We start from the raw sequence: 24,528 nt of genomic DNA on the forward strand, positions 1-24,528 counted from the left end.
GCGCGCTACTGCGCGTCGAGGCGGAAGGTCACCGGGACCTCGACCCGCGCTTCGACCTTCTTGCCGTCGCGCATGGCCGGCTGGAAGGTCCACTGGCGCACCGCGTCGACGGCGGCCCGATCGAGCTCGCGGTTGCCGCTGCGGCGCACGACCTCGACTTCGACGGGGCGGCCATTGGCATTGACCAGGATGCCGACCAGCACCGTGCCTTCCGCGCGCTCGCGATAGGCGGTCGCCGGGTATTCCGGCTGGACGCGATTGGTGAGTTCGGGCTCGCTGTCGGGGGCGGCGGTGGCGCGGGGCTGGGCTGGGCGCTCGCGGGACTCGCGGCGTGCGTCATCAGCGGCACGCTCGCGCTCCGCGGCGGCGTCGCGGGCATCACCCATGTCCGCGGCGGGCGGCGGCAGGGGTTCGGGCACGTCGGATACGCCTGCGCGCTGGTTGTAGATGAACCAGCCGAATGCGAGCAGGGCCAGCAGCAGGACGATCCACAGCAGGGGCGAGGAGGACTTGCGTTCAGGGTCCCGGGGCGGTTGCCCGCGCTGGTGGTCGGGGATGTTCGGGTTCGGATCGGACATCGTCGGCTCCTTGTCTGCACGTGCAGTCCGGGGAGCGTTCCACAGGCCGGGTTGAGACCGTGTGTGCGCGTGGGGCCCGCTCAGCCGCCGCTGTCGAAGTTGATCGGTACTGTCACCACGCCCGCGACCGGCGTGCCGTCGCGCATGGCCGGACGGAAGCGCCAGCGCTGCACCGCCCGCTGTGCGGCGCGGTCGAGGTCGCGTGAGCCGCTGCTGGCGGCGATTTCGACCCGGTCCGGCACGCCGCGGGCGTCCACGTGGATCCGCAGCATGACCTCACCGGACTCGCCGCGGCGCAGGGCGCGTGCGGGGTAAGTCGGGCCGGGTGACCTGATGGGGACCGGTGAGCTGGCGGACAGCTCCAGCGGAGGCGCCGCAGTACCGGCGTCGTCCGGGGTGGCCGGTGCTTGGGCCGATGGCACTCCGGGGGCCGCCGGCTCCCACGGCTGCTCGAGCCGGGCGCCGGATGCGGGCCCCGCGGGAATGGCCTCGTCGCTCGCAGCCCCGGACGCAGGCGGCGCGGGCAGTGGCTTGAAGGCCGGGGCGGACGCCGCCGGTGGCTGCTGGTCGGGGCGATACAGGTCCGCGCTGTCGCGCTGGGCGAGCCAGAGAACGAGGAACACGGCCAGTCCGAGCACGACGCCGGCGGCGACGATCCACCAGCCGCGGCCGCTGGGAAGGGGGAGGGTGCTGCGTCTGTGCTCTGCGCTCATGCTCGCCGGTTCAAGTCGCGTGGCCCCGATTCTGCCACGCGCCGTCCGGCAAACGCGTCCGTGACACGCGATAATCAACGGCCCGACACTCCCGTGAAGCGACGCAATGCTCGATCCCAACCTCCTGCGCCATGATCCCGCCGCGCTTGCCCTGCGCCTGCGCCAGACCCGCGGCTTCGAACTCGATGCCGCTGCGCTCGAGCGCCTGGAGTCCGAACGCAAGGCGCTGCAGGTGCGTACCCAGGAGTTGCAGAACCTCCGCAACACGCGCAGCAAGGCCATTGGCCAGGCCAAGGCGCGGGGTGAGGACGCCGCGCCGCTGCTGGCGGAGGTCGCCGGACTGGGCGAGGAGCTGAAGACGTCCGAGGCGCGGCTGGAATGGATCAAGGCCGAACTCGAGGCGATCGCCCTCGGGCTGCCCAACCTGCCCGACGACAGCGTGCCGGCCGGCAGCGACGAGTCGGGCAACGTCGAACAGCATCGCTGGGGCACGCCGCGCAGTTTTGATTTCGAAGTCCGCGACCATGTCGACCTCGGCGCCCGCCACGGCTGGCTCGATGGCGAAGCCGCGGCACGACTGTCGGGTGCGCGCTTCACCGTGCTCCGCGGCCAGCTGGCGCGCCTGCACCGCGCGCTCGCCCAGTTCATGCTCGACCTGCACGTGGACGAACACGGCTACGCGGAAACCAGCGTCCCGGTGCTGGTGAATGCCGACGCCATGCGTGGCACCGGCCAGTTGCCGAAGTTCGAGGACGACCTGTTCGCGACCATGGTGGGCGAGGGCGAGGCGGCGTCGAAGCGCTACCTGATCCCGACCGCCGAGGTGCCGCTGACCAACCTCGTCGCCGACACCATCGTCGATGCGGATCGCCTGCCGCTGCGCATGGCGGCGCACTCGATGTGCTTCCGCGCCGAAGCCGGTGCCTACGGCCGCGACACCCGCGGCATGATCCGGCAGCACCAGTTCGAGAAGGTGGAGCTGGTCTCGGTCACCGCGCCTGACGCCAGCGACGACGAACACGAGCGCATGACGCGCTGCGCCGAGGTCGTGCTGGAGCGGCTCGGCCTGCCGTACCGCCGCATGCTGCTGTGCTCGGGCGACATGGGGTTTGCGGCACGCAAGACCTACGACCTCGAGGTCTGGTTGCCCTCGCAGCAGACGTACCGCGAGATCTCCTCGTGTTCGAACTGCGGCGATTTCCAGGCCCGTCGCATGCTGGCGCGCTGGCGCGGCGAGGGCGGCAAGCCCGAACCCGTGCACACCCTCAACGGCTCCGGCGTGGCCGTGGGACGCGCCCTGGTGGCGGTGATGGAGAACGGCCAGCAGGCCGATGGTTCGATCACCGTGCCGGAGGCGTTGCGGCCGTACATGGGTGGCCTGGCGGCGATTTCCTGACGCGCGCGGCGAAACGCGCCCCTCGGATTCCCTCTCGCGGATCCTCCCCGGTTCCGCGGCTTCCCGCTGCATTTCGCGGCTGGGCGCCGTTTTGCCGTCTGGCCCGAGGCCGCGCCCTTCGTGCCGACGCTACGCCACATTGGCGGTTTGGCGGTGCGATCCGTGCCGGCTCCGATCCTGGCTCCATCGTTGCATTTCTGCCACTTGCGTGATCAAATACTGCTCCATTGTTCCACTGGAGCCGCAAAGATGCAGGATCTGAACGATCTCTATTACTTCGCGATGGTCGTCGACCACGGTGGCTTCGCCGCCGCCGAGCGCGCTCTGGGCATTCCGAAGTCGAGGCTCTCGCGCCGTATCAGCCAGCTTGAAACCGAGCTCGGCGTCCGGCTCCTGCAGCGTTCCACGCGTCGCTTCGCCGTCACCGACGTCGGCCAGAGCGTGTATCGCCACACGCAGTCCATGCTTGCCGAAGCCACGGCCGCGCGCGAGGTGGTTGACCGCCTCAGCGCCGAACCCCGCGGCGTGGTGCGCGTCAGCGTGCCGGTAGGCCTTGCGCAGCAGCAGATGCCGCAGCTCCTGCCCGAATTCCTCGCCCGCTACCCGCAGGTCCGGGTGCAGATGCACGTCAACAACCGCCGCGTCGACGTCATCAACGAGGGCTTCGACGTGGCCATCCGCGTGCGCAACAAGCTCGATGACGACGGCAGCCTGGTGATGCGCAGCTTCGGGCAGATCCAGGAGCTGCTGGTCGCGAGTCCGACCTACCTCGACCGCGCCGGCCGCCCGACCACGCCGGAGGAGCTCAACGACCACACCACCATGACCATGAACGAGGACGAGGTCCGGCAGCGGTGGGACCTGCAGGGCACCGATGGCGAAGTCCGCCGCGTCGAACTCAAGCCGCGCGTGGCTGGCGGCGACTTCCCGATGCTGATGGCGCTGGCGCGCCAGGGCCTGGGCATCACCATGCTTCCGGAAACGCTGTGCGCCGAAGCGGTGCGCAACGGCGAGCTCGAAGTGGTGCTGCCACAGTGGCGACTTCCACAGGGCATCGCGCACCTGGTGTTCGCGTCACGCCGTGGCCTGCTGCCGGCGGTGCGTGTATTCATCGATTTCCTGGCGGAGAAGCTGCCGCCGCTGATCGAGGCCTCGCGGCTGGACTGTGAGAACCGCAGCCGCGGGGGCGCCGACGGCCGGTCTGCCGCTGCCTGAGCAGGCGCGACGCGGTGTCGCGTCATGCGACAATCGACGCCGCGGCATCTGCAGGCGTCGGTCCGATCGCAAGTACGCTATAGGACGATGCCGCGCAAAGTCCCCGGAAGAGTGGCCGAGCGGTTGAAGGCACCGGTCTTGAAAACCGGCAATGGGCAACCATTCGTGGGTTCGAATCCCACCTCTTCCGCCATGGATCGGCTGATTTCCTGACTTTCGATCACGGGTTGTTAGCATGGTCACATTGCATCCGGGACTGTGTCGCTACTTCGCTTGCGGCTCCCTTGCGCCGCGGTTAGCCTCCCTCGCAGGGGTTAACGAACGCGTCATGAGGGGACAAGGATGACCATCAGGGTCTACGTGGTGGATGACCACGCACTGGTACGCGCCGGGATGCGCATGATCCTGTCGGCAGAGGCCGACATCGAAGTGGTGGGCGAAGCCGAGTGCGGCGAAGACGCCCTGCCGCAGATCCGTGCGCTCAAGCCGGACATCGTGCTCTGCGACCTGCACCTGCCCGGAGTCAGCGGGCTGGAAGTCACCGAGCGCATCGTGCGCGGCGAATACGGGCCGAAAGTGATCGTGGTATCCGTGCTCGAGGACGGACCAATGCCCAAGCGCATGATCGCCGCGGGTGCCGCCGGCTACGTCGGCAAGGGTGGCGATGCCAGCGAACTGCTGCGCGCGGTGCGCGAGGTGGCTTCGGGACGCCGGTTCCTGGCGAGCAAGGTCGCGCAGTCATTGGCCTTGTCGGGACTGGATGCGACGGAGTCGCCGTTCGATGCGCTGTCGCCCCGGGAAACCGAGGTTGCGATGCTGCTGATCCAGGGCATGCGTCAGGAAGAGATCGCGCGACGCCTGAGCCTCAGCGCCAAGACCATCAATACGCACAAGACGCGGCTGTTCGACAAGCTGCAGGTGCACGACAGCATCGCGCTCGCGCGCCTGGCCAGCCAGTACGGCATGGCCGACCCCGCGCACGCCATCATCTAGCGTACGCGGGGCAGGGCCAGCGATCAGGCGCCGGAGGGCGCCTGGTCGTCGTGCTTTGCTTCTTCTTCCACTTCGGCTTCGGCAGCTGCGTCTGCCGCGGCTTCCGCCGCGTCGGCGATCTCGGCAGCGGCCACCTCAGTGACGTCCGCCACGTCAGTGACGGCCGCCGCGTCGTGCGCAGGCGCATCGACCGCCGCTTCCGGCAGGGCCGGCTCGACGACGTCGAACAGGCCGCGCGGCACCTCGGCGGCAGGCGTGGGCTCGGCGGCTACCGGGGGCGGGTCCACGGCTTCCACAGCGCTGCTTGCTCGCATATCGTTCGCCACGGTGGCCGAGGCCGCCGCAGGTTCGGGACGGGTGACTTCGATCTTCTCCACCGCTTCCGGCGCCTCGACCACGGGCTCCACCCGGGGGGGCGGATCCATCGCCACTGCGGCATCAGCTGCCACCACAGCGGGCTCAACCTGCGTAGCGTTCTCCGGCGTTGGTGCAGGCGCCATCGCTGCGGCCGCTGTCTCGGCCGGGTTGGTTCCGGCGGGAATGGACTCACTGCCTGCAGCCGGCGCGCCCTCCGATGGCGGAGCTGCTTCGGGAGCCGGCGACGCGAACGCCGCAGGCACGCTTGCGGGTGCGGCGACAACTGCGGCGGCCGGGGCGGCAACCGGGACGACAGCCGGGGCAGGGCGCGCAGGCGGTGCGTCGTCGGCGAAGTCGAACTCCGGCTGTGAACTGCGTGCGACAGACACCTCGGAAGCGTCTTCGGAGGTCTCGCCGTCGACCGACGATGCGCCTTCGGTAGCGCTGCCTTCGCCGTTGCCACGGCGACGACGACGGCCACCGCGGCGACCGCGGCGACGCTTCTGCGTGCCGTCACCGGCATCCTCGTCGGCAGTGGCGTCCGGGTCGCCGGCGTCAACGCCGGCCGGCCGGGCCTGCTCGGTGCCGTCGGCCGGGGACTGCGCGGGCCTGCTGTCGTGCTGGTTGCCTTCAGCGGCCTGCGGCGCCTGGGCTTCCTGCGTTGCGGTGCTGTCAAGCGCCACAGCTGCGGCGGCCAGGGCTGCGTCTGCTGCCTTGTCTGCCACGTCCTGGGTACCGACTCCGCTGTTGGACGAGGACGCCTGCGGCGACTCGCCGCGGCGCTGGCGGCCCAGCGGGTTGCGCTCGCCTTCCGGGCGTTCCGGACGCTTTTCACGCGCGGGCTTCTCGCGCGGCGGCTTCTGCGCCGCGGCCTCGCCGTTCTGGCCGGCGGGCTTCGGCTGCTTGCCGGCCCCCTGGGCCTGCGCCTGTTCACCGCTGCCGCTGCCACGACGGCCATCGCGACGGCCTCCGTCGCGACCGCCGTTCCGGCCGCCACGCCCCTCACGCTCCTGGCGCGGGCCGCGGTCGCCGCGGTCAGTGCGCTCACCGCGGCGCTGGTCGCTGGAGGATTTCTCCGTCGCCGGCTTCTTCGGCGCATCTGTATCTGGCTGGCCCACGAACAGGCCCTTCAGCCAGCCGACGATGCCGCCACTGGCTGCAAGCGGCGCAGCGACGGGCGCCGGTGCGGGCGCCGGAGCGGGCTCGGGACGCGGCTCGCGCACGGGAGCAGGGCGCGCGTGCTGGACCTTGGTGACCGCGGCTGCGGGCACGTTGAGGTTGGCCTTGGTCAGCGCGATGGTGGCGACCTTGCGTGGTGTGCCGCGGCGGTAGCTCGGCTTCGAGGAGTCGTCGTCCAGCTCGTTGGAGCGCAGGCGGGTGACTTCGTAGTGCGGGGTGTGCAGCTGCTCGTCGGCGACGATCACGATCGGCGCGTCGTGGCGCGCTTCGATCTCGCGCAGGGCGCTGCGCTTCTCGTTGAGCAGGTAATTGGCGATATCCACCGGGGCCTGCACCAGCACCTGTCCGGTGTTGTCCTTCATCGCGTGCTCTTCGGCCAGCCGGATGATGGCCAGCGCCAGCGACTCGACGCTGCGCATGCGGCCGTGGCCTTCGCAGCGCGGGCAGACGATCTGGGTGGATTCACCGAGGCTGGCGCGCAGCCGCTGACGGCTCATTTCCAGCAGGCCGAAGCGCGAGATGCGGCCCAGCTGCACGCGTGCGCGGTCGTACTTGAGCGCGCCCTGCAGGCGGTTCTCGACCTCGCGCTGGTGCTTGTTCGACGACATGTCGATGAAGTCGATCACCACCAGGCCGCCGAGGTCGCGCAGCCGCAGCTGGCGGGCCACTTCGTCGGCAGCCTCGAGGTTGGTGTGGAACGCGGTCTCCTCGATGTCGCCGCCCTTGGTAGCGCGGGCCGAGTTGACGTCGACCGCGGTCAGGGCCTCGGTCTGGTCGATCACCAGCGCGCCGCCCGACGGCAGGCGGATGGTGCGCTCGTAGGCGTTCTCGATCTGCGACTCGATCTGGAAGCGGTTGAACAGCGGCACGTCGTCGGTGTAGTGCTTGAGCTTGCGCAGGTTGTGCGGCATCACCTGCTCGACGAATTCCTTTGCCTCCTCGTACATCTCGGGCGTGTCGACCAGGATCTCGCCGACGTCGGCGCGCATGTAGTCGCGCAGGGCGCGGATGATCAGCCGCGATTCCTGGTAGATCAGGAACGGCGCGGGCTTGCTCAGCGCGGCGTTGGCGACCGCCTTCCAGATCGACAGCAGGTAGTCGAGGTCCCACTGCAGCTCTTCGGCGTCACGGCCGACGCCGGCGGTGCGGATGATCACGCCCATGTCGTCGGGGATCGCGAGCGCATCCATCGCCTTCTTCAGCTCGGCGCGGTCGTCGCCCTCGATCCGGCGCGAGACGCCGCCGGCGGTGGGCGAGTTCGGCATCAGCACCATGTAACGGCCGGCCAGCGAGATGAACGTGGTAAGCGCCGCCCCCTTGTTGCCGCGCTCGTCCTTGTCCACCTGGACCACCACTTCCTGGCCTTCGCGCAGGAGTTCCTTGATGCCGGCCTTGTTGTGGTCGACGCCGGAGGCGAAGTAGTCGCGGGAGATTTCCTTCAGCGGCAGGAAGCCGTGGCGCTCACCGCCGTACTCGACAAAGGCGGCCTCGAGCGAGGGCTCGATGCGGATGATCCGGCCCTTGTAGATGTTGGACTTCTTCTGCTCTTTCGAGGGTTGCTCGATGTCGATGTCGTAAAGGTTCTGGCCATCGACGATGGCGACGCGCAGTTCCTCTGCCTGCGTCGCGTTGATCAGCATGCGCTTCATTGTTGCGTTCCTCGCGCGCTCTCGCACACGGAACGCCGGGGCGTTTCGCCTGGATGTGGCCTGCCGCCGGCGCGTGAGCGCCTGGCGACCGTGGTTGCTTCCAGCGCTGCACACCACGGCGGGCCGCGGGAGCGCTTGTTTCCATATCAAACCGTTTTGGGCCGGCGGCTGCGCAGAACCCTTGTAGGGAGACCTGCGCGCCGCACGGGACATGTTCAGCGCCGGTGCCGTGGCACCGGGCGATCACAGGACCTGCCGCCCAACCGCTAACATGTCTACCCCGAGGGCAGTGGCCGCGCGCTGGAGGGACTCGCGGAAGACCGGCTTTTGGCCGGGGAACTTCCAGCGAAATCAGGGCCTTATCTCGCCGGGCGAGTGTAGCAGAAAAGAATTCAGCCAGGACGTCCCCGGAAGGCGTCCGATCACTGTCCCAGGAAGACCCAGATGACCGAACCAGGCAAGACCGCGGCAACCGGTGGCGTACGCACCGTGCGCATTTCAGACGACCGCGACGGGCAGCGCCTGGACAACTTCCTGCTGGGCTACCTGAAGGGAGCGCCGCGATCGCTGGTCTACAAGATCGTGCGCAGTGGCCAGGTGCGCGTGAACGGGGGCCGGGTCCGCGCCGACCGTCGCCTGGAAGGCGGCGACGAGGTCCGGATTCCGCCGGTGCGGCTCGAGGATCCGGCGGAGAAGGGCAGCCCCGCGCCGGGCCTGCTCGAAGCGATGGCGGCGAGCATCGTGTTCGAGGACGCGCGCCTGCTGGCGATCAACAAGCCCTCGGGCGTCGCCAGCCACGGCGGTAGCGGGATCAGTTTCGGGGTCATCGAGACCCTCCGTGCGCTGCGTCCGAACCAGGAGCTGGAACTCGTCCACAGGCTCGACCGGGACACCTCCGGCCTGATGGTGATCGCCAAGAAGCGCTCTGCCCTGACCGAACTGCAGGCGTTGATGCGCGAGGACGCGGGTGCCGGCCTGCGCAAGCGCTACCTTGCGCTGTTGCTGGGGCGAATGCCCGATGGCGTCATGAGCGTCGATGCGCCCTTGCACGTGGGGCTGCGCCAGGGCGGCGAGCGCCACGTCCAGGTGGATCCCGCGGGCAAGCCGTCGCTCAGCCATTTCCGCGTGCTTGAGCGCCGCGGCGGACAGTCGTACTGCGAGATCCGGATCGAGACCGGACGCACCCACCAGATCCGCGTCCACGCCAGGCATATCGGCCACGCCGTGGCCGGCGACGACAAGTACGGTGATGCCGAGGCGAACCGCCGCCTGCGCGACAAGATCGGGCTGCGCCGGCTGTTCCTGCACGCCACATCGCTGGAGTTCGCGCTCGATGGCGGCCGCGTGCCCTACGTGCTCAACGCGCCGCTGGCGCCGGAGCTGACCGAGGCCCTGGACCGGCTGGGCTGACTCAGGACGCCAGTTCGTCGGTGCGCGCCGCGCAGATGAAGTCGTTTTCGCTCAGGCCGCCGACATCATGGGTGGACCAGCGCACCTCGCAGCGGTCGTAGTGCACGCCGAGGTCGGGGTGGTGGTCTTCGCGATTGGCCATGTGCGCCAGGGCATTCACGAACGACATCGTGTGCCGGTAGTCGGGGAAGCGGAAGGTGCGAACCAGCGCCTTGCCTTCCTCGGCCAGCGTCCATTCCGGGATCTCCGGCAGCAGTTCGCGGACGCGGGCGTCGGCCAGACGGTGCTCGGAACCGCGGCGCGGGAGGCAGTGGGCGCGGGCGAGGGGGATGAGGTCGGACATGGTCGGCTCCTGGTGGATCGCTCCCGGCGGCTGAACGCTGCGTGTCGCGCGGCGCGGAGCCGGCGACCGTTGCCGGCAAACCGGGGCGGGGCGGCTAGAATACCCGGATGATCCAGATCTCGAGTTCCGCCCAGACCCATTTCCGCAAGCTGGTCGAGCGCGAGGCCGTGCCCGGCATGGGCGTGCGCCTGGCCGCGATGCGACCGGGCACGCCGCAGGCCGACGTGCGCCTGGAGTTCGCTGCGCCCGATGAGCTGCATGGCGACGAGTGGGCGGTGGATTGCGAAGGCTTCACTCTGTGGCTTGACGCCGAGAGCGTTCCCTTCCTCGAGGGCGCCGAGATCGACTACACCGCGCTTGCCACCGGCGGCCAGCTGCAGATCCGCGCGCCGCGGATCAAGGGCGTGCAGCCGGACACCGAAGCGTCGCTGGTGGAGCGCGTCCGCTGGACGATCGAGCACGTGGTCAATCCGCAGCTCGCTTCGCACGGCGGCCATGTGTCCGTGAAGGAAGTCAGCGCCGAGGGCGTGGTGGTGCTGAGCTTCGGCGGCGGCTGTCACGGCTGCGGCATGGCGGACGTGACCCTGAAGCAGGGCATCGAGAAGACCCTGCTCGAACAGGTCCCGGGCGTGACCGCGGTGCGCGATGCCACCGACCACGACACCGGCGCGGCGCCGTACATCCCGCGCGCGTCGGCCTGATCCCCAGACGCGCTTCGACTGCGACGGATGTTCACCTCCGCCGAACTGATCGAAGCGCTGCGCCGCCGGATGCGGCGCTCGCTGCGTCCGCCCCCGCCCCCGGGTGAGTTCCCGCCCGCCTGGCGCGACTGGTTCGCCGCGATGGCGGCCCGGCCGGGGCACGTCTCCGGTGCCGCCGCCAGCGATATCGTCGCCGTCGTCGCTGCGCGCGAGTCCGCGGTATCGGCGGACATGGTCCAGGTACTGGGCCGCTGGCGGGCCTTCACTTCCCTCTGGCGACAGGACTGGCAGCCGGCCAGTCGCGACGAGCGCTGGACCCGCATCGCGTCGATGTCGGCGAGCCTGTTGCTGCACCTGCTGTTCGTGGTCGCGCTGGCGTGGTTGATGTTCACCACCTTCCATTTTCCGGGAGCGGTCGAGGATGCCCGCGATGGCGAGCAGCACGTGCTGCAGGTGGAATACATCGGCGAGGGCACGCCGGCCGAGAGCGGCGGCGGTGCACCGGAGGCGCCGCTGGAGTCGCCCGAGGCGCCTGCGCCCGCCGCTGTGCAGGCTTCGACCGCGAGCGCTGCGCCGGTCGTGCCCAAAGCCGCGCCGGACCCCGTGCAGTCACCGGCAGACGCGCAACCGGACGCAACGACCGACGTCCTGCCTCCGCCCCTGCCCGAACGCACCCTGGCCATCGAGCTGCCGCAGCTCGCGCCGCCGTCGGTCCCTGCGCCGCAGGATTTGCAGGTCACCGAGGTCGATGTTCCCGACAGCCGCTTCGTGGTGCCGCCGCCGCGTGAACTTACGGTCGAAACCCCCGAGGCCGCCGCGCCCGACGTCACCGTGCGCCGCCGCGACATCGACGTCGAAGCGACGACGCGCGTGCAGGTCAGGGCCGCGACGTTGCCGCGCGAACTGGAAACCTCGGTGCGTGATTCCACGCCGCAGGGCGTGGCCGTGGCCGAACGCAGGGTCGAACTGTCAGAAGTCGCCGATGTCTCGGTGGAATCGTCCCGCAACGTGCCGGTCACCGGCATCCGCGAGGCGGTGGTGACGGCGCCGGCCGTGCGCACGCGGGAGGTGCCCATGCCGTCCGCAAGGCCGGCGGCGGCGCCCCGGGATGCTGCGGCCGCTGCCGGGACCCCGGCGTCCGGGCAGGCACCCTTGGCCGCCACGCGCCCGGCGGCAGGCGAGGGCACTGCGGCCAGTCCCGCGGTCCCGCCCGGCGGCCGCCCGGACGCCGGCAGTGGCGCGCGCAGCGCGGGCATCGCGCCCGGCGCTGGGCAACGGCCGGACCAGCCGCCCGGCGCGCTGCCGTCGGCCCGGGCCGCCGACGACTGGGGTGACTCGACGCGCAACACGCCCGGACGCCAGGCAGGTACACCGGGCGCATCGGGCCTGTTCAACGCCGACGGCAGCCCGCGCCTGGCCGACGGCGGGCGCGTGGGCGGTGGCCTGCCTCCGGGCACCATCACCGAGGACTTCGAGAACATCGATCGCCATGGCACCTGGCTCAAGCGGCCGCCCTACGACTACGAACCGACCGCGTTCGATCGCTTCTGGATGCCGAACGAGAGCCTGCTCGAGGAATGGGTGCGCAAGAGCGTGACCGAGGTGCGGATCCCGATCCCGGGTACGAGCAAGACGATCCGCTGCGTCACCGTGATGCTGGCGCTGGGTGGTGCCTGCGACATCGTGGATCCCAACCTGCAGGAACAGCCTGCGGCTGCGCGCAAGCCACCGGAGGTGCCGTTCAAGCGCGACCTGCAGGGAGACCAGGAGAGCCTGGGTCCGCCCGGATCCTGAGGCCGGACGGCACGAAGCCCGCGCAGGCGGGCTTCGTGAAGGGGTGTCGCCTTGCATGGCGTGACTCAGTTGATGCTGTGCACGCCGTGCAGGTCGCGGATCTGGGACGGCCGCGAAGCGAAAAACGCGGCGAGGTCTGCGATCTGCTGGTCGTCGAGGTCACGGGCCTGGTTCGACATCAGCGCATGGTCACGCTCGCCGCTGCGATAGCCCTGCAGCGACTGCGCGAGGTAGTCGCGGTACTGGCCACCGAGCTTCGGATAGCTCGGGTCGAGCGGCGTGTTGCCGTCCGCGCCGTGGCAGTCGACGCAGGACTGGCCGGTGGCGGCACCCTTTTCGTTGGCCTTGAGTTCGCCTTCGGCGATGCGGCCTTCGGGCAGGGCGGACGCGATCGTGGCGCGCGCGAAGCCCGGCTCCGCCGGCGCGGAACCGCCGCAGGCGACGAGGACAAGGCTGGCGCCAAGCGCTACGGCCAGGCTGAGTGCGGACGTCTTCATGGAGCGGCTCATTGCGTCAGGCCCGAGAGGAAGGCGGCGATGTCGGCGATGTCCTGGTCGGAGAAGCTCTGCGCCTGGACCTCCATCGTGGGATGCTTGCGCGTGCCCCTGCGGTACTCGGTGAGCGCATTGACCAGGTATTCGCTGGACTGGCCCCCGATCTTCGGCACGTGGTAGTGCGGATAGGCGTTCTTGTAACCCTCGATGCCATGGCAGCCAACGCAGGTGTAGGTCAGCCCGCGGCCGCTGTCGGCATTGCCGACGGCGGTCTGCTGCGCAAGGGCGGCGGGTGCCTGCACGGCGAAGGCAAGGGCAAGGCAGGCGGCGATCGGCAACGGTCGCATCATGTCGGGTATCCGCGTCCTGTTTCTGGTGGGAGTGGGCTGGTGCCGGCGACTGTTCCCCATCGCAGGCCATCGCCGCAGTATAGCGACGGAGCGAAGCCCTGTTAAAGCTGTGGGTCATCGGGCGCCGGTGCCCGCACCTGTTTCCCGTGCCGTTGGCAGGCATGACCTTCGGCTGATTCATCATCGGTACTGGTGATGTACCTTGCTACCACACCATTCTGGCTCCGCTCCCATGCACTCCAATCCTCGCCTTTCCCGACGTCCCGTCGCTGCAACCGCAGCCGCGATCGTGGCCACCCTGTTCGTGCTTGCAGGCTGTGGCAGCCGTGCCCAGGACGAGGCCGGAAAAGATGACGAGGCACCGCCCGCGGTCACCGTCGAAGCGGTGGCCGCCGAGCCGCGGGCGATGGCCGCGAGCTACAGCGGCAGCGCATCGCTGGAGGCGCGGGCCGAGGCGCAGGTGGTGGCCAAGACGTCGGGCGTGGCGCTCGAAGTGCTCGTGGAAGAAGGCGACGTGGTGCGTGCCGGACAGGTCCTGGTGCGGATCGATGCTGATCGCGCGCGGCTCAATCTCGCCCAGGTCGATGCGCAGGTGAAGAAGCTCGAGGCCAACTTCCGCCGCGCCAGCGAACTGGTGAAACAGCAGATGGTCAGCGTCGGCGACCACGACCAGCTCCGCTACGACCTCGAGAACGCCCGCGCCACCTGGCGCCTGGCGCAGCTCGAGCTGTCGTACACCAACGTGACCGCGCCGATCTCCGGCGTCGTCGCTTCGCGTTCGATCAAGCCGGGCAACTTCGTGCAGATCAACACGCCGATCATCCGCATCGTCGACAACTCCCGCCTGGAAGCCACGCTCAACGTGCCCGAGCGCGACCTCACCACGCTGCGCGAGGGCCTGCCGGTCCGCATGCAGGTCGATGCGTTGTCGGGGCGCCAGTTCGTCGGCGTGGTCGACCGCATCGCCCCGGTGGTCGATGCCGGCAGCGGCACCTTCCGCGTGGTCTGCGCCTTCGATCCACACGATGGCGCATTGCAGCCGGGCATGTTCGCGCGCATCGGCATCGACTACGACACCCGCGCCGCGGCGCTGGCGATCCCGCGCGGCGCGCTGCTCGAGGACGATGGCGAGCCGGCGGTGTTCGTGGTCCGCGACGGCAAGGCGGTGCGCACCGCGATCACCACCGGTTACGTGGATGGCGGCTTCATCGAGGTCCGTGACGGGCTCGCGGAAGGCGATCGCGTCGTGACCGCGGGCAAGATCGCGCTGCGCGACGGCAGCACGGTGCAGGTGCTCGGCGACGCACCGGTGGCGGTTGCCGACACGGGCGCCGACGCCGAAGCCGCCGGCGACGAAACGACCGACGGAACGCCCTGATGAGCGACCCGGGGAGGGAACACGACGGCGTGGACGGCACGCTGCGCGCCGACGGCCTGGTCGGCTTCTCGGTGCGCCGCCGGGTGACGGTGGCGATGGTGACGGTCAGCCTGCTGCTGTTCGGCCTGATCGCGCTGGGCAACCTCAAGGTCAACCTGCTGCCCGATATCAGCTACCCGACGCTGACGGTGCGCACCGAGTACACCGGTGCCGCACCACAGGAGATCGAGACCCTGGTCAGCGAACCGGTCGAGGAAGCGCTGGGTGTGGTCAAGGGCGTGCGCAAGCTGCGCTCGGTGTCGCGCACCGGCCAGAGCGACGTGGTGCTCGAGTTCGCCTGGGGCACGGACATGGATCAGGCCAGCCTGGAGGTGCGCGACAAGCTCGACACCCTGGCGCTGCCGCTGGAGGTCGAGCCGCCCGTGCTCCTGCGCTTCAACCCCTCCACCGAGCCGATCCTGCGCCTGGCGCTCAGCGCCGACGACGGCGAGGGCGATGCCATCCGCCAGCTCACCCTGCTGCGCCGCTACGCCGACGACGACCTGAAGAAGAAGATCGAGCCGGTGTCGGGCGTGGCCGCGGTCAAGGTCGGCGGCGGACTCGAGGACGAAATCCAGGTTGAACTCGACCTGCAGGCGCTCGCGCGCATCGGCCTGTCGGTCGACGCGGTGGTGCAGCGCCTGCGCGAGGAGAACATCAACCTGTCGGGCGGCCGCCTGGAGCAGGGCACGCAGCGCTACCTGGTGCGCACGGTCAACCAGTTCGCGAGCGTCGACGAGATCCGCGGCATGCTGGTGGCGACGCAGTCGGCCGGTTCCGGCGGCGGCGGTGCCGACGAGGTCGCGCGCCTTGCGGCCGCGTCCGGCGACGCCTCGGTGCTGGCCGCGGCAATGTCGGCGCAGAGTGCGGCGGCGGCCTCCAATCGCGCGGTGGCCGACGGTCGCGCCGTGCGCCTGGGCGACGTCGCGGAGGTCCGCCAGGGCTACAAGGAGCGCGAGGCGATCATCCGCCTCGACGGTCGCGAAGCGGTGGAGCTCGCGATCTACAAGGAGGGCGACGCCAATACCGTCGCCACCGCCGCGGCGGTGGAAGCGCGGCTGCAGCGCATCCGCAAGGAGCTGCCCGACGCCGTGCGCCTTGATGTGGTGGACGACCAGGCACGCTTCATCCGCGCCGCGATCTCCGACGTGCGCAACGACGCCATCATTGGCGGCACGCTGGCGATCCTGATCATCTTCCTGTTCCTGCGCAGCGGCTGGAGCACCTTCGTGATCGGCGTGTCGCTGCCGGTCTCGATCATCACCACCTTCTTCTTCATGGACCAGATGGGGCTCAGCCTCAACGTGATGTCGCTGGGCGGCTTGGCGCTGGCCACCGGGCTGGTGGTCGACGACTCGATCGTGGTGCTGGAGAGCATCGCCAAGGCGCGCGAGCGCGGACTGGGGATCCTCGACGCGGCCATCGCGGGCACCCGTGAAGTGAGCATGGCCGTGGTGGCTTCGACGCTGACGATCATCGCGGTGTTCCTGCCGCTGGTGTTCGTGGAAGGCATCGCCGGCCAGCTGTTCCGCGACCAGGCGCTGACCATCGCGCTGGCCGTGGGCATCTCGCTGGTGGTGGCGATGACCCTGATCCCGATGCTGAGCGCGCTGAAGTCGGAGGCGCCGATGGCGTTCCCCGAAGAGGCACCGCATCCGGAATGGCGCCCGACTTCGCCCTGGCAGCGGCCGTTCGCGTTCGTGGCGCGCTGGATCGGCACGGCCTTCCGGGCGGTGGCCTTTGGCGTCGCATGGGTGGCTATCCGCACGGGGCGCCTTCTGTCAGTGGTCGTGGGACGTCCCATGGGCGTGGCGAGCCGCATGGCCATGGCGCCCTACGACGGGGCCGAGCGCAGCTACCTGCGCCTGCTGCCTGGCGCACTGGCACGTCCCGGCCTGGTGCTGGGCGTGGCCGCGGCGGCCTTCATCGCGAGCATGGCGATCGTGCCGACGCTGGGCACCGACCTGATCCCGCAGCTCGCGCAGGACCGCTTCGAGATGACCATGCGGCTGCCGCCCGGCACGCCGCTGCGCGAGACCGATGCCCTGATGCGCCGCGTGCAGCAGGCGCATGCGGACGACGAAGGCACGTCCGTGCTGTTCGGCGTCAGCGGCACCGGCACCCGCCTGGATGCGAATCCCACCGACAGCGGCGAGAACATCGGGCGCCTGTCGATCGTGATGGAGGGTGGCGGCAGCGCCGAGGTCGAAGCGCGGCTGACCGAAGGGCTGCGCGGCACCATGGCGGGCGAGCCCGGCGTGCAGGTCGACTTCAGCCGCCCGGCGCTTTTCAGCTTCTCCAGTCCGCTGGAGATCGAACTGCGCGGCCACGACCTCGACGAGCTGGCGAACGCCGGCAGCCGCCTGGCGGCGCTGCTGCGCAAGAGCCCGCACTACGCCGACGTGAAGTCGACGGTGGAGCAGGGCGCGCCAGAGATCCGTATCGTCTTCGACCAGGAGCGCGCCGGGGCCATGGGCCTGACCACCCGCCAGGTGGCGGACGCGGTTGTGAATTCGGTGCGCGGCGAAGTGGCCACGCGCTACGACTTCCGCGACCGCAAGATCGACGTGCTGGTGCGCGCCCGCGAGTCCGAGCGCGATTCGGTGCGCGCGATCCGCGACCTGATCGTGAACCCGGGTTCGGCGCGGCCTGTGCGCCTGTCCGCGGTGGCCGAGGTCGTCGCCACCACCGGCCCGAGCGAGATCCATCGCGCGGATCTCGGGCGCGTGGCGGTGGTGTCGGCGAACCTGCGTGACATCGACCTCGGTGCCGCGGTGGAGGAGGTGCGCACGCTTGTCGCCGCCAACCCGCTGGGCGCCGGCATCGGCATGCACATCGGCGGCCAGGGCGAGGAACTGGCGGAATCGCTGTCGTCGCTGCTGTTCGCCTTCGCGCTGGCGATTTTCATGGTCTACCTGGTGATGGCGTCGCAGTTCGAATCGCTGCTGCATCCGTTCGTGATCCTCTTCACGATCCCGTTGGCAATGGTGGGCGCGATCCTGGCGTTGCTGGCGACCGGCAACACGATCTCGGTCGTGGTGTTCATCGGGCTGATCCTGATGGTCGGCCTGGTGGTCAAGAACGCGATCATCCTGATTGACAAGGTGAACCAGCTGCGCGAGGCCGGCCTGGCCAAGCGCGAGGCGCTGGTCGAAGGTGCGCGCTCGCGCCTGCGGCCGATCGTGATGACCACGCTGTCCACGTTGTTCGGCTTCATGCCGCTGGCGCTGGCCTTTGGCGAGGGTGCGGAAGTGCGCTCGCCGATGGCGATCACGGTGATCGGCGGCCTGCTGGTATCGACTCTGCTCACCCTGCTGGTGATCCCGGTGGTCTACGACCTGCTCGACCGCCGCGGTGACGCGTACTACCTCGAGCGTGGGCGCCGGGCGCGCCTGGCCTCCGGCGAAGACGGCAACGGAGAGGGTGGGGGCCTGCCGGCATGAGCGTCGCCGAGTTCAGCCTGCGGCGTCCGGTCACCACGGTGATGCTGTTCATTTCGCTGGTGGTGATCGGGCTGATCGCGGCGTTCCGTTTGCCACTGGAAGCGCTGCCGGACGTGTCGGCGCCGTTCCTGTTTGTGCAGCTGCCCTATGAGGGCTCGAGCCCCGAGGAAGTCGAGCGGAACCTGTTGCGCCCGGCCGAGGAAGCGCTGGCCACGATGACCGGCATCAAGCGCATGCGTGGCAACGCGAGTGCCAACGGCGCCGGAATATTCCTGGAGTTCCGAGACTGGGAGCGCGACATCGCGATCACCGCATCCGAGGCGCGCGAGCGCTTGGATGCGATCCGTGACGAGCTGCCCGACGACTTCCGCCGCTACTTCGTGTTCAAGTGGTCCAGTGGCGACCAGGCGATCCTGCGGGTACGCCTGGCCGGCGACGTCGACCTGTCCTCGTCCTACGACCTGCTCGATCGCCTGCTCAAGCGCAGGCTCGAGCGGGTGCCGGGCGTGGCGCGGGTGGAGATCAATGGCGCACCGGCGAACGAGGTGGAGATCGCGATCGATCCCGATCGCCTCAACGCCCACGGCGTGGCCCTGAACACACTGGCCCAGCGCCTGCGCACCGTGAACTTCTCGGTGTCGGCGGGGATGATCGAGGATGGCGGCATGCGCCTGCGCGTGCAGCCGCAGGGCGAGATCACGACGCTCGACCAGCTGCGTGAACTGGTCATCGACCCCAGCGGCCTGCGCCTGGGCGACATCGCCGAGGTGCATCTGAAGGCCGAGCGCATGGATTACGCGCGCCGGCTGGACGGCCGCAAGGCGGTGGGCCTTGAGGTCTTCAAGGAGCGGGACGCGAACCTGGTGGAAGTCTCGCGCACGGCGCTGGCCGAGATGCGCGCCGCCGCCGGCGAGTCGGGGCTGGAGGGGATCGACTTCAAGGTCATGCATGACATGGGCGAGGAGGTGACCAGCTCGCTGGTCGAGCTTGCCGAAGCCGGCGCGATCGGCCTGCTGCTGTCGATCGCGGTGCTGTTCTTCTTCCTGCGCCACTGGCCGTCCACGCTGATGGTGACGCTGGCGATCCCGATCTGCTTCGTGATGACGCTGGGCTTCATGCATTTCTTCGGCGTGACTCTGAACGTCCTGAGCCTGATGGGCCTGCTGCTGGCGGTGGGCATGCTGGTGGACAACGCCGTGGTGGTCGTGGAAAGCATCTACCAGGAGCGCGAGCGCGATCCGGGCAATCCGGTGCGGGCGTCGCTCAACGGCACGAAGCATGTTGCGATCGCGCTCTCGGCCGGCACGCTTTGCCACTGCATCGTATTCCTGCCCAACCTGCTGGGCGAGGTCAACGACATCAGCATCTTCATGGCCCAGATCGCGATCACGATCTCGGTCTCGCTGCTGGCCTCGTGGCTGGTGGCGGTGAGCCTGATCCCGATGCTGTCGGCGCGCATGCGCACCCCGCCGGCGCTGGTGGAGAAGGGCGGCATGATCCGTCGCATGCAGGAGCGCTACGCACGCCTGCTGCGCTGGAGCCTGGCGCACCGCGGCTGGAGCGTGTTCGGGATCATCCTGGTCGTGCTGGCGAGCATGGTGCCGGCGACGCAGACCACATTCGACATGTTCGGTGGCGGCGAACAGGGCGAAATCCAGCTGTACTACAAATGGAATGGTGGCTACACGCTGCCGCAGATGTCCGATGAAGTGCAGCGCGTGGAGACCTTCCTGGAGCAGAATCGGAAGGAGTTCCGCATCACGCAGATCTACTCGTATTTCAGCGAGGGCAACGACGCCGGGACGATGATCACCTTCGAAGACGGCATTGCCGACGTCAAGCCGCTTTCGGAGGCGATCAGCAAGGCGCTGCCGAAATCGGCGCGCGCCGAAATCGGTGTGTCCAGCCCCGGAGGGCAGGGTGGCGGCGGTGGTGGCCTGGGCCAGAACGTCAGCGTGCAGCTCGTGGGCGACAGCGCCGCGGTGCTGCGCGAGATCGCCGAGGATGTCGTGCCAATGCTGGAGGCGCGTCCGGAGCTGCGCGACGTCCGCGTGGACGATGGCAACCGCACCGACGAGCTGGCCATCCGGGTCGACCGCGAGCGCGCGGCGGCGTTCGGTTTCAGCGCCGAACAGGTCTCGTCCTTCGTGTCGATGGCGCTGCGTGGCACCCAGCTGCGCGAGTACCGTCGCGGCGACAGCGAGGTCCCGGTCTGGGTCCGCTTCAGCGGCGCCCAGGAGTACGGTCCCGCCAACGTCGCGTCCTTCATGGTGCGCTCGCCCGACGGACGCCAGGTGCCGCTGTCGGCCATGGTCGACATGGAGGTTTCGGCGTCCGCGACGCAGATCTCGCGCCACGACCGCCAGACCGCACTCGGCGTCCAGGCCAACCTCGAGGGCGAGGCGACCATGGAAGCCGCACGCAAGGCAATGGAAGACGTGCTGGACTCGGTGTCGCTGCCCGCGGGCTACGGCCACACCTTCTCCGGCAGCGGCTTCGAGGAGGGCCAGCAGGCGATGAACCAGATGCTGTTCAACTTCGTGCTGGCGCTGGTGATGATCTACGTGGTGATGGCGGCGGTGTTCGAATCGCTGCTGTTCCCCTCGGCGATCATGAGCTGCGTGCTGTTCTCGATCCTTGGCGTGTTCTGGCTGTTCTGGCTCACCGGAACCTCGTTCACCATCATGGCCTTCATCGGCATCCTGGTGCTGATGGGCGTGGTGGTGAACAACGGCATCGTCATGGTCGAGCACATCAACAACCTGCGCCGTCGCGGCATGACCCGCACCGACGCCTTGGTCGAGGGCAGCCGCGAACGCCTGCGCCCGATCCTGATGACGATGGGCACGGCGATCCTGGCGATGGTGCCGATCTCGCTGAGCGAGACGGTGGTTCTGGGTGGCCTGGCGTATTCGCCGATGGCGCGCGCGGTCGCCGGCGGCCTGGCGTTCTCGACCGTGGTCAGCCTGCTGTTCCTGCCGACGATCTACGCGATCCTCGACGACCTTGCCGGCGGGACGTCGCGGTTGCTGCGCAGGGCGCGGCAGCCGCGGGGCGGGGCGGTGGTTGCCACGGCCTGAAGCTCCTGAAGCTATGGAAGCCGGCTGTGGGAGCGGCTATAGCCGCGATGGCCGCTCCGTGCTGGCGCGATCGCGGCTATAGCCGCTCCCACAACTGCTCCCAACGCAGTTCCCAAAGCTGCTCCCAAAACCGCGTCCACACAGGGCGCCTCAGGCGAAAACCTGCCCCAGCATCCTCAGCCCGCCCGTCCACACGCCGATGGCGGTGCCGAGGCTTGTCAGGAAAAAGTTCAGCAGCACGCGTGCGACGCGGTTGCGCCACCAGCCGCGCGCGGTGTTGACGTCCTCGCGCAGGGCCATGAAGTCGTCGTAGGTCGGCTTGCGCAGCGCGGCCTCGACCACGGCGCTCACCGTGCCCGAGGCCAGCGCCGGGTGCAGCGGCGTAAACGGCGAAGCCACGAAGGCGGACAGGATGCTCAGCGGATGGCCGCCGGCGATCGCGCAGCCCAGCGCGCCGAGGCCGCCGGTCACCAGCACCCACTGCAGCATCAGGTCGGCGCCTACGTCGAAGCCGCCACGCCAGAAGCCCCAGGCGAAGCCGCCCACCACCACCGTGCCGATGATGATCTCCATCCATGGCACCCGCGATTTCGGCTTCACGCGCTCGAGTGACTCGCGGACCTCGACCGGGGCCGCGGTGTCTTCGCGCAGATGCGCGGCCAGGCCCTTGAGGTGCCCGGCGCCGACAACCGCCAGCACGTTGCGCGCGCCTTCGGGCAGCTCGCGCAGCTTCGCGGCCATGTAGCGATCGCGTTCGCTGATGATCGCTTCGTAGAGCTCCGGGGTCTGGCCGGCGAACTCGGTGAAGCTCGATTCCAGCACGTCGCCCTGCTTGAGCCGCTCGATCTCGTCCTCGCCGACCTCGTCGCTCGACAGCAGCCCCATCAAGAGGCTGGCACTGACCTTGGCGCGGCCCCACCATCCCAGCCGCTGCATCGCGCGCTTGAAGGTGAGGCCGACGTCGCGGTCGATGAGCTGCAGCGACAGGCCCCGCGTGGTGGCGTCTGCGGCCGCGGCCTTCAGCTCCGCGCCGGGCTCGACGCCCATCTGCTCGGCCAGGCGCCGCTGGTAGGCGGCAAGCGCCAGGTTGGCGGCGAACAGCGGCGTCTTGCCCTCTCGCAGCACCTTGACCAGGTCCAGGCGCCCGAGTGCGGCGGGGTCGGTCATCGCCGCGAGGCGCTGCTCGTCGAGCTCCACCGCGATGGTGTCGTAATCACCGGTGGCGATCGCCGCGCGCACGGCGTCCACGCTCGCGCGCGAGACGTGGGCGGTGCCCAGAAGCGTGTAACGCACACCGTCGCGTTCGACGATGGCGTGCGGCTGGGTGGAGAGGTCGAAACCGGTCTCCACCACTACGGCAAGGTCGGGTGCCGCGGCAGGCGGGGCGGGAGTCTCGGTCATGGGCATCCGGGATGTCGGGCGGCGGGCAGGGCGTCAGTCGCGGTAGCGGCGCAGCAGGTCGCCGTAGGCGTCGATGCGACGGTCGCGCAGGAAGGGCCAGATGCGGCGCACGTGTTCGCTGCGGCCGAGGTCGACCTCGCAGGTGAGGATGGTGGTGTCGCCGCCGGCTTCAGCGATGAACTCGCCCTGCGGCCCCAGCACGTGGCTGTTGCCCCAGAAATCGATCCCCGAAGCGCCGACCGGCGAGGCTTCGTGGCCGACGCGGTTGCAGGACAGTACCGGCAGCCCGTTGGCCACGGCGTGGCCGCGGTGGCTGAGGATCCAGGCATCGCGCTGGCGCTGCTTCTCGGCCTGGTCGTCGTCGGGATCCCAGCCGATGGCGGTCGGGTAGAGCAGCAGCTCCGCGCCGGCGAGCGCCATCAGGCGCGCGGCTTCCGGGTACCACTGGTCCCAGCACACGAGCACGCCCAGGCGACCGACCGAGGTGTCGATCGGCTCGAAGCCCAGGTCGCCCGGCGTGAAGTAGAACTTCTCGTAGAAGCCCGGGTCGTCCGGGATGTGCATCTTCCGGTACTTGCCAGCGGTGGAGCCGTCGGCATCGAAGACCACCGCGGTGTTGTGGTACAGCCCGGTGGCGCGCTTTTCGAACAGCGAGCTGACCAGCACCACGCCATGCTGCTTCGCCAGCGCCGACAGGCGCTCCGTGCTCGGGCCCGGGATGGTCTCGGCGAGGTCGAACTCGTCGACGCTCTCGTGCTGGCAGAAATAGGGCCCGTTGTGCAGCTCCTGCAGCAGCACCAGCTTCGCGCCCTGGCGCGCGGCTTCGGCGACGCGCTGCTCGACGACTTCGAGGTTTTCCGCGGCGCCGCCGTGGTTGCGCTCCTGGACGAGCGCGACGGGAAGCGTGTTGGTTTTCATGGCAGGACCCTGTGGCGGTGATGCGCGTGAGCCGGACATTGTAGGCCGGCCGCGCTGTCCCTCAGATGAGTCCGGCGGGCAGCTGCATCGAGATGCAGTGCAGGCTGCCGTTCTGCCAGATCAGCGAGCGGCATGGCACCTGCACCACTTCGCGGCCGGGGTGGGCTTCGGCCAGCACCGCCGCGGCGACGTCGTCGGCCGGATCGCCATAGGCGGGCATCAGCACGGCGCCGTTGATCACCAGGTAGTTGGCATAGCTCGCGGCAAGCCGGCGCCCATCGTCGATCACAGGCTTCGGCCAGGGCAGCGGGAACAGGCGGTACGGTCGGCCGTCGGTCGTACGCAGGGCGGCGATGTCGACGCCCATCGCGGCCAGCTCGGCGTGGTGCGGGTCGGCGGGGTCGTGGCAGGCCTGGAAGACGATGGCATCGCCAGGGGCGAAGCGGGCGAGGGTGTCGACATGGGCGTCGGTGTCGTCGCCCTGCAGGTAGCCGTGGTCGAGCCAGAGCACGCGATCCTGGCGCAGCCAGCCGCGGAGTCGGGCATCGAGCTCGTCCCGGGTGGCCTGCGGGTGGCGCTCGTGCAGGCAGCGCCAAGTGGTCAGCAGGCTGCCCTGGCCATCAGTCTCGATGGCGCCACCTTCCATTGCGAAATCAATGGATTGCGTCGAACTGTTCAAGAAGATTCCAGCATCGTGCAGGCGCTGCACTAGCAGGTCGTCCTCGCCGGCCTCGAACTTGCCGCCCCAGCCGGTGAACCGGAAATCGAGCAGCCTGAAGCCGCCGCCCCCCGTCAGCGTGATCGGCCCCGTGTCGCGCAGCCAGGTGTCGTTGTAGGGCAGGGTGATGAAACCCACCCGTGCCATGTCGATGCGGTTGGAGGCCAGGCGGGCGCGCGCGTAGGCCTCGACGTCGTCGTCGGCCACGCAGATGAGCACGCGCTGGAAGCGGGCGATCGCCGCCACGTGCGCGATGTAGGTGTCCTCGACTTCGCCCAGGCGCTCGGCCCAGTCGGTGTCGGCGTGCGGCCACGCCAGGAGGATCGCGGATTGGGGCTCCCACTCCGCGGGGAAACGCAGGGTCTTCTCGGTCATCGTC

Annotated in this window: 18 protein-coding genes and 1 tRNA gene; 10 read left to right on the forward strand and 9 right to left on the reverse strand. The window is 69.4% G+C overall.

Annotation, left to right across the window (positions count from 1 at the left end):
* Nucleotides 1–5: 5 nt before the first annotated feature.
* A complete protein-coding gene (locus ACW5F0_RS02380) occupies nt 6–578 on the reverse strand; it encodes an energy transducer TonB (RefSeq protein WP_456964429.1) in 573 nt (190 codons plus the stop codon).
* An 80-nt stretch (nt 579–658) separates the two neighbouring features.
* Nucleotides 659–1,291, reverse strand: a complete 633-nt coding sequence (locus ACW5F0_RS02385) for a TonB family protein (RefSeq protein ID WP_456964430.1) — start codon at nt 1,289–1,291, stop codon at nt 659–661.
* 106 nt (nt 1,292–1,397) lie between these two features.
* Between ACW5F0_RS02385 and serS the strand changes: the two genes are divergently transcribed.
* From serS to ACW5F0_RS02405, 4 genes are all read left to right on the forward strand, one after another.
* Entirely contained in the window at nt 1,398–2,687 is a 1,290-nt protein-coding gene (gene serS / locus ACW5F0_RS02390; RefSeq protein WP_456998950.1) for a serine--tRNA ligase, read from the forward strand.
* Nucleotides 2,688–2,936: 249 nt separating this feature from the next.
* The gene (locus ACW5F0_RS02395; protein ID WP_456964432.1) at nt 2,937–3,902 is read left to right on the forward strand and encodes a LysR family transcriptional regulator; all 966 of its coding nucleotides are present in this window, start codon (nt 2,937–2,939) and stop codon (nt 3,900–3,902) included.
* A gap of 105 nt (nt 3,903–4,007) precedes the next feature.
* Nucleotides 4,008–4,095: transfer RNA gene (locus ACW5F0_RS02400), tRNA-Ser, on the forward strand.
* Nucleotides 4,096–4,244: 149 nt separating this feature from the next.
* Nucleotides 4,245–4,895 (forward strand): response regulator, encoded by a 651-nt coding sequence (locus tag ACW5F0_RS02405; RefSeq protein ID WP_456964433.1) that lies wholly within the window; start codon nt 4,245–4,247, stop codon nt 4,893–4,895.
* A gap of 23 nt (nt 4,896–4,918) precedes the next feature.
* Here the strand turns inward: ACW5F0_RS02405 and ACW5F0_RS02410 are convergent, their stop codons facing one another.
* Nucleotides 4,919–8,080 (reverse strand): Rne/Rng family ribonuclease, encoded by a 3,162-nt coding sequence (locus ACW5F0_RS02410; RefSeq protein ID WP_456998951.1) that lies wholly within the window; start codon nt 8,078–8,080, stop codon nt 4,919–4,921.
* 444 nt (nt 8,081–8,524) lie between these two features.
* Here ACW5F0_RS02410 and ACW5F0_RS02415 point away from each other — a divergent pair, with 444 nt between their 5' ends.
* Complete coding sequence (locus ACW5F0_RS02415) at nt 8,525–9,490, forward strand: RluA family pseudouridine synthase (RefSeq protein WP_456964435.1); 966 nt, start codon at nt 8,525–8,527, stop codon at nt 9,488–9,490.
* Nucleotide 9,491: 1 nt separating this feature from the next.
* Here ACW5F0_RS02415 and ACW5F0_RS02420 read toward each other — a convergent pair whose 3' ends face one another.
* Complete coding sequence (locus ACW5F0_RS02420; protein WP_456964436.1) at nt 9,492–9,833, reverse strand: 4a-hydroxytetrahydrobiopterin dehydratase; 342 nt, start codon at nt 9,831–9,833, stop codon at nt 9,492–9,494.
* Between the two features lie 107 nt (nt 9,834–9,940).
* Here ACW5F0_RS02420 and ACW5F0_RS02425 point away from each other — a divergent pair, with 107 nt between their 5' ends.
* Both ACW5F0_RS02425 and ACW5F0_RS02430 read left to right on the forward strand, forming a co-directional pair.
* Nucleotides 9,941–10,534: an NfuA family Fe-S biogenesis protein gene (locus ACW5F0_RS02425; protein ID WP_456964437.1), complete on the forward strand. Its 594-nt coding sequence runs from the start codon at nt 9,941–9,943 to the stop codon at nt 10,532–10,534.
* A gap of 27 nt (nt 10,535–10,561) precedes the next feature.
* Complete coding sequence (locus tag ACW5F0_RS02430) at nt 10,562–12,328, forward strand: hypothetical protein (RefSeq protein WP_456998952.1); 1,767 nt, start codon at nt 10,562–10,564, stop codon at nt 12,326–12,328.
* Between the two features lie 65 nt (nt 12,329–12,393).
* Here the strand turns inward: ACW5F0_RS02430 and ACW5F0_RS02435 are convergent, their stop codons facing one another.
* Together ACW5F0_RS02435 and ACW5F0_RS02440 are read right to left on the reverse strand one after the other, a co-directional pair.
* Nucleotides 12,394–12,825: a c-type cytochrome gene (locus ACW5F0_RS02435; protein ID WP_456964439.1), complete on the reverse strand. Its 432-nt coding sequence runs from the start codon at nt 12,823–12,825 to the stop codon at nt 12,394–12,396.
* Nucleotides 12,826–12,833: 8 nt separating this feature from the next.
* Nucleotides 12,834–13,169, reverse strand: a complete 336-nt coding sequence (locus ACW5F0_RS02440) for a c-type cytochrome (protein ID WP_456965248.1) — start codon at nt 13,167–13,169, stop codon at nt 12,834–12,836.
* 235 nt (nt 13,170–13,404) lie between these two features.
* On the opposite strand from ACW5F0_RS02440, the gene ACW5F0_RS02445 reads away from it, so the two are divergent.
* Genes ACW5F0_RS02445 through ACW5F0_RS02455 form a run of 3 tightly spaced genes read left to right on the forward strand, consistent with a single transcriptional unit; the run spans nt 13,405 to nt 21,112 of the window.
* Nucleotides 13,405–14,550, forward strand: a complete 1,146-nt coding sequence (locus ACW5F0_RS02445) for an efflux RND transporter periplasmic adaptor subunit (protein WP_456964440.1) — start codon at nt 13,405–13,407, stop codon at nt 14,548–14,550.
* Nucleotides 14,550–18,032, forward strand: a complete 3,483-nt coding sequence (locus ACW5F0_RS02450; RefSeq protein WP_456964441.1) for an efflux RND transporter permease subunit — start codon at nt 14,550–14,552, stop codon at nt 18,030–18,032. The genes ACW5F0_RS02445 and ACW5F0_RS02450 overlap by 1 nt, the downstream gene beginning before the upstream one ends.
* Entirely contained in the window at nt 18,029–21,112 is a 3,084-nt protein-coding gene (locus ACW5F0_RS02455) for an efflux RND transporter permease subunit (protein WP_456998953.1), read from the forward strand. The genes ACW5F0_RS02450 and ACW5F0_RS02455 overlap by 4 nt, the downstream gene beginning before the upstream one ends.
* A gap of 150 nt (nt 21,113–21,262) precedes the next feature.
* Here the strand turns inward: ACW5F0_RS02455 and ACW5F0_RS02460 are convergent, their stop codons facing one another.
* The 3 genes from ACW5F0_RS02460 to ACW5F0_RS02470 all read right to left on the reverse strand — a co-directional run bounded on the left by ACW5F0_RS02460 (nt 21,263) and on the right by ACW5F0_RS02470 (nt 24,524).
* Nucleotides 21,263–22,513, reverse strand: coding sequence for a TraB/GumN family protein (locus ACW5F0_RS02460; protein ID WP_456998954.1), 1,251 nt, complete (start codon nt 22,511–22,513; stop codon nt 21,263–21,265).
* A gap of 33 nt (nt 22,514–22,546) precedes the next feature.
* Entirely contained in the window at nt 22,547–23,431 is an 885-nt protein-coding gene (locus ACW5F0_RS02465; RefSeq protein ID WP_456964444.1) for a carbon-nitrogen hydrolase, read from the reverse strand.
* 61 nt (nt 23,432–23,492) lie between these two features.
* Nucleotides 23,493–24,524 carry an agmatine deiminase family protein gene (locus tag ACW5F0_RS02470; RefSeq protein ID WP_456998955.1) on the reverse strand — a complete coding sequence of 344 codons (1,032 nt, stop codon included), beginning with the start codon at nt 24,522–24,524 and terminating at the stop codon, nt 23,493–23,495.
* Nucleotides 24,525–24,528 lie beyond the last annotated feature (4 nt).

The organism is Luteimonas sp. A534 (assembly GCF_054072805.1).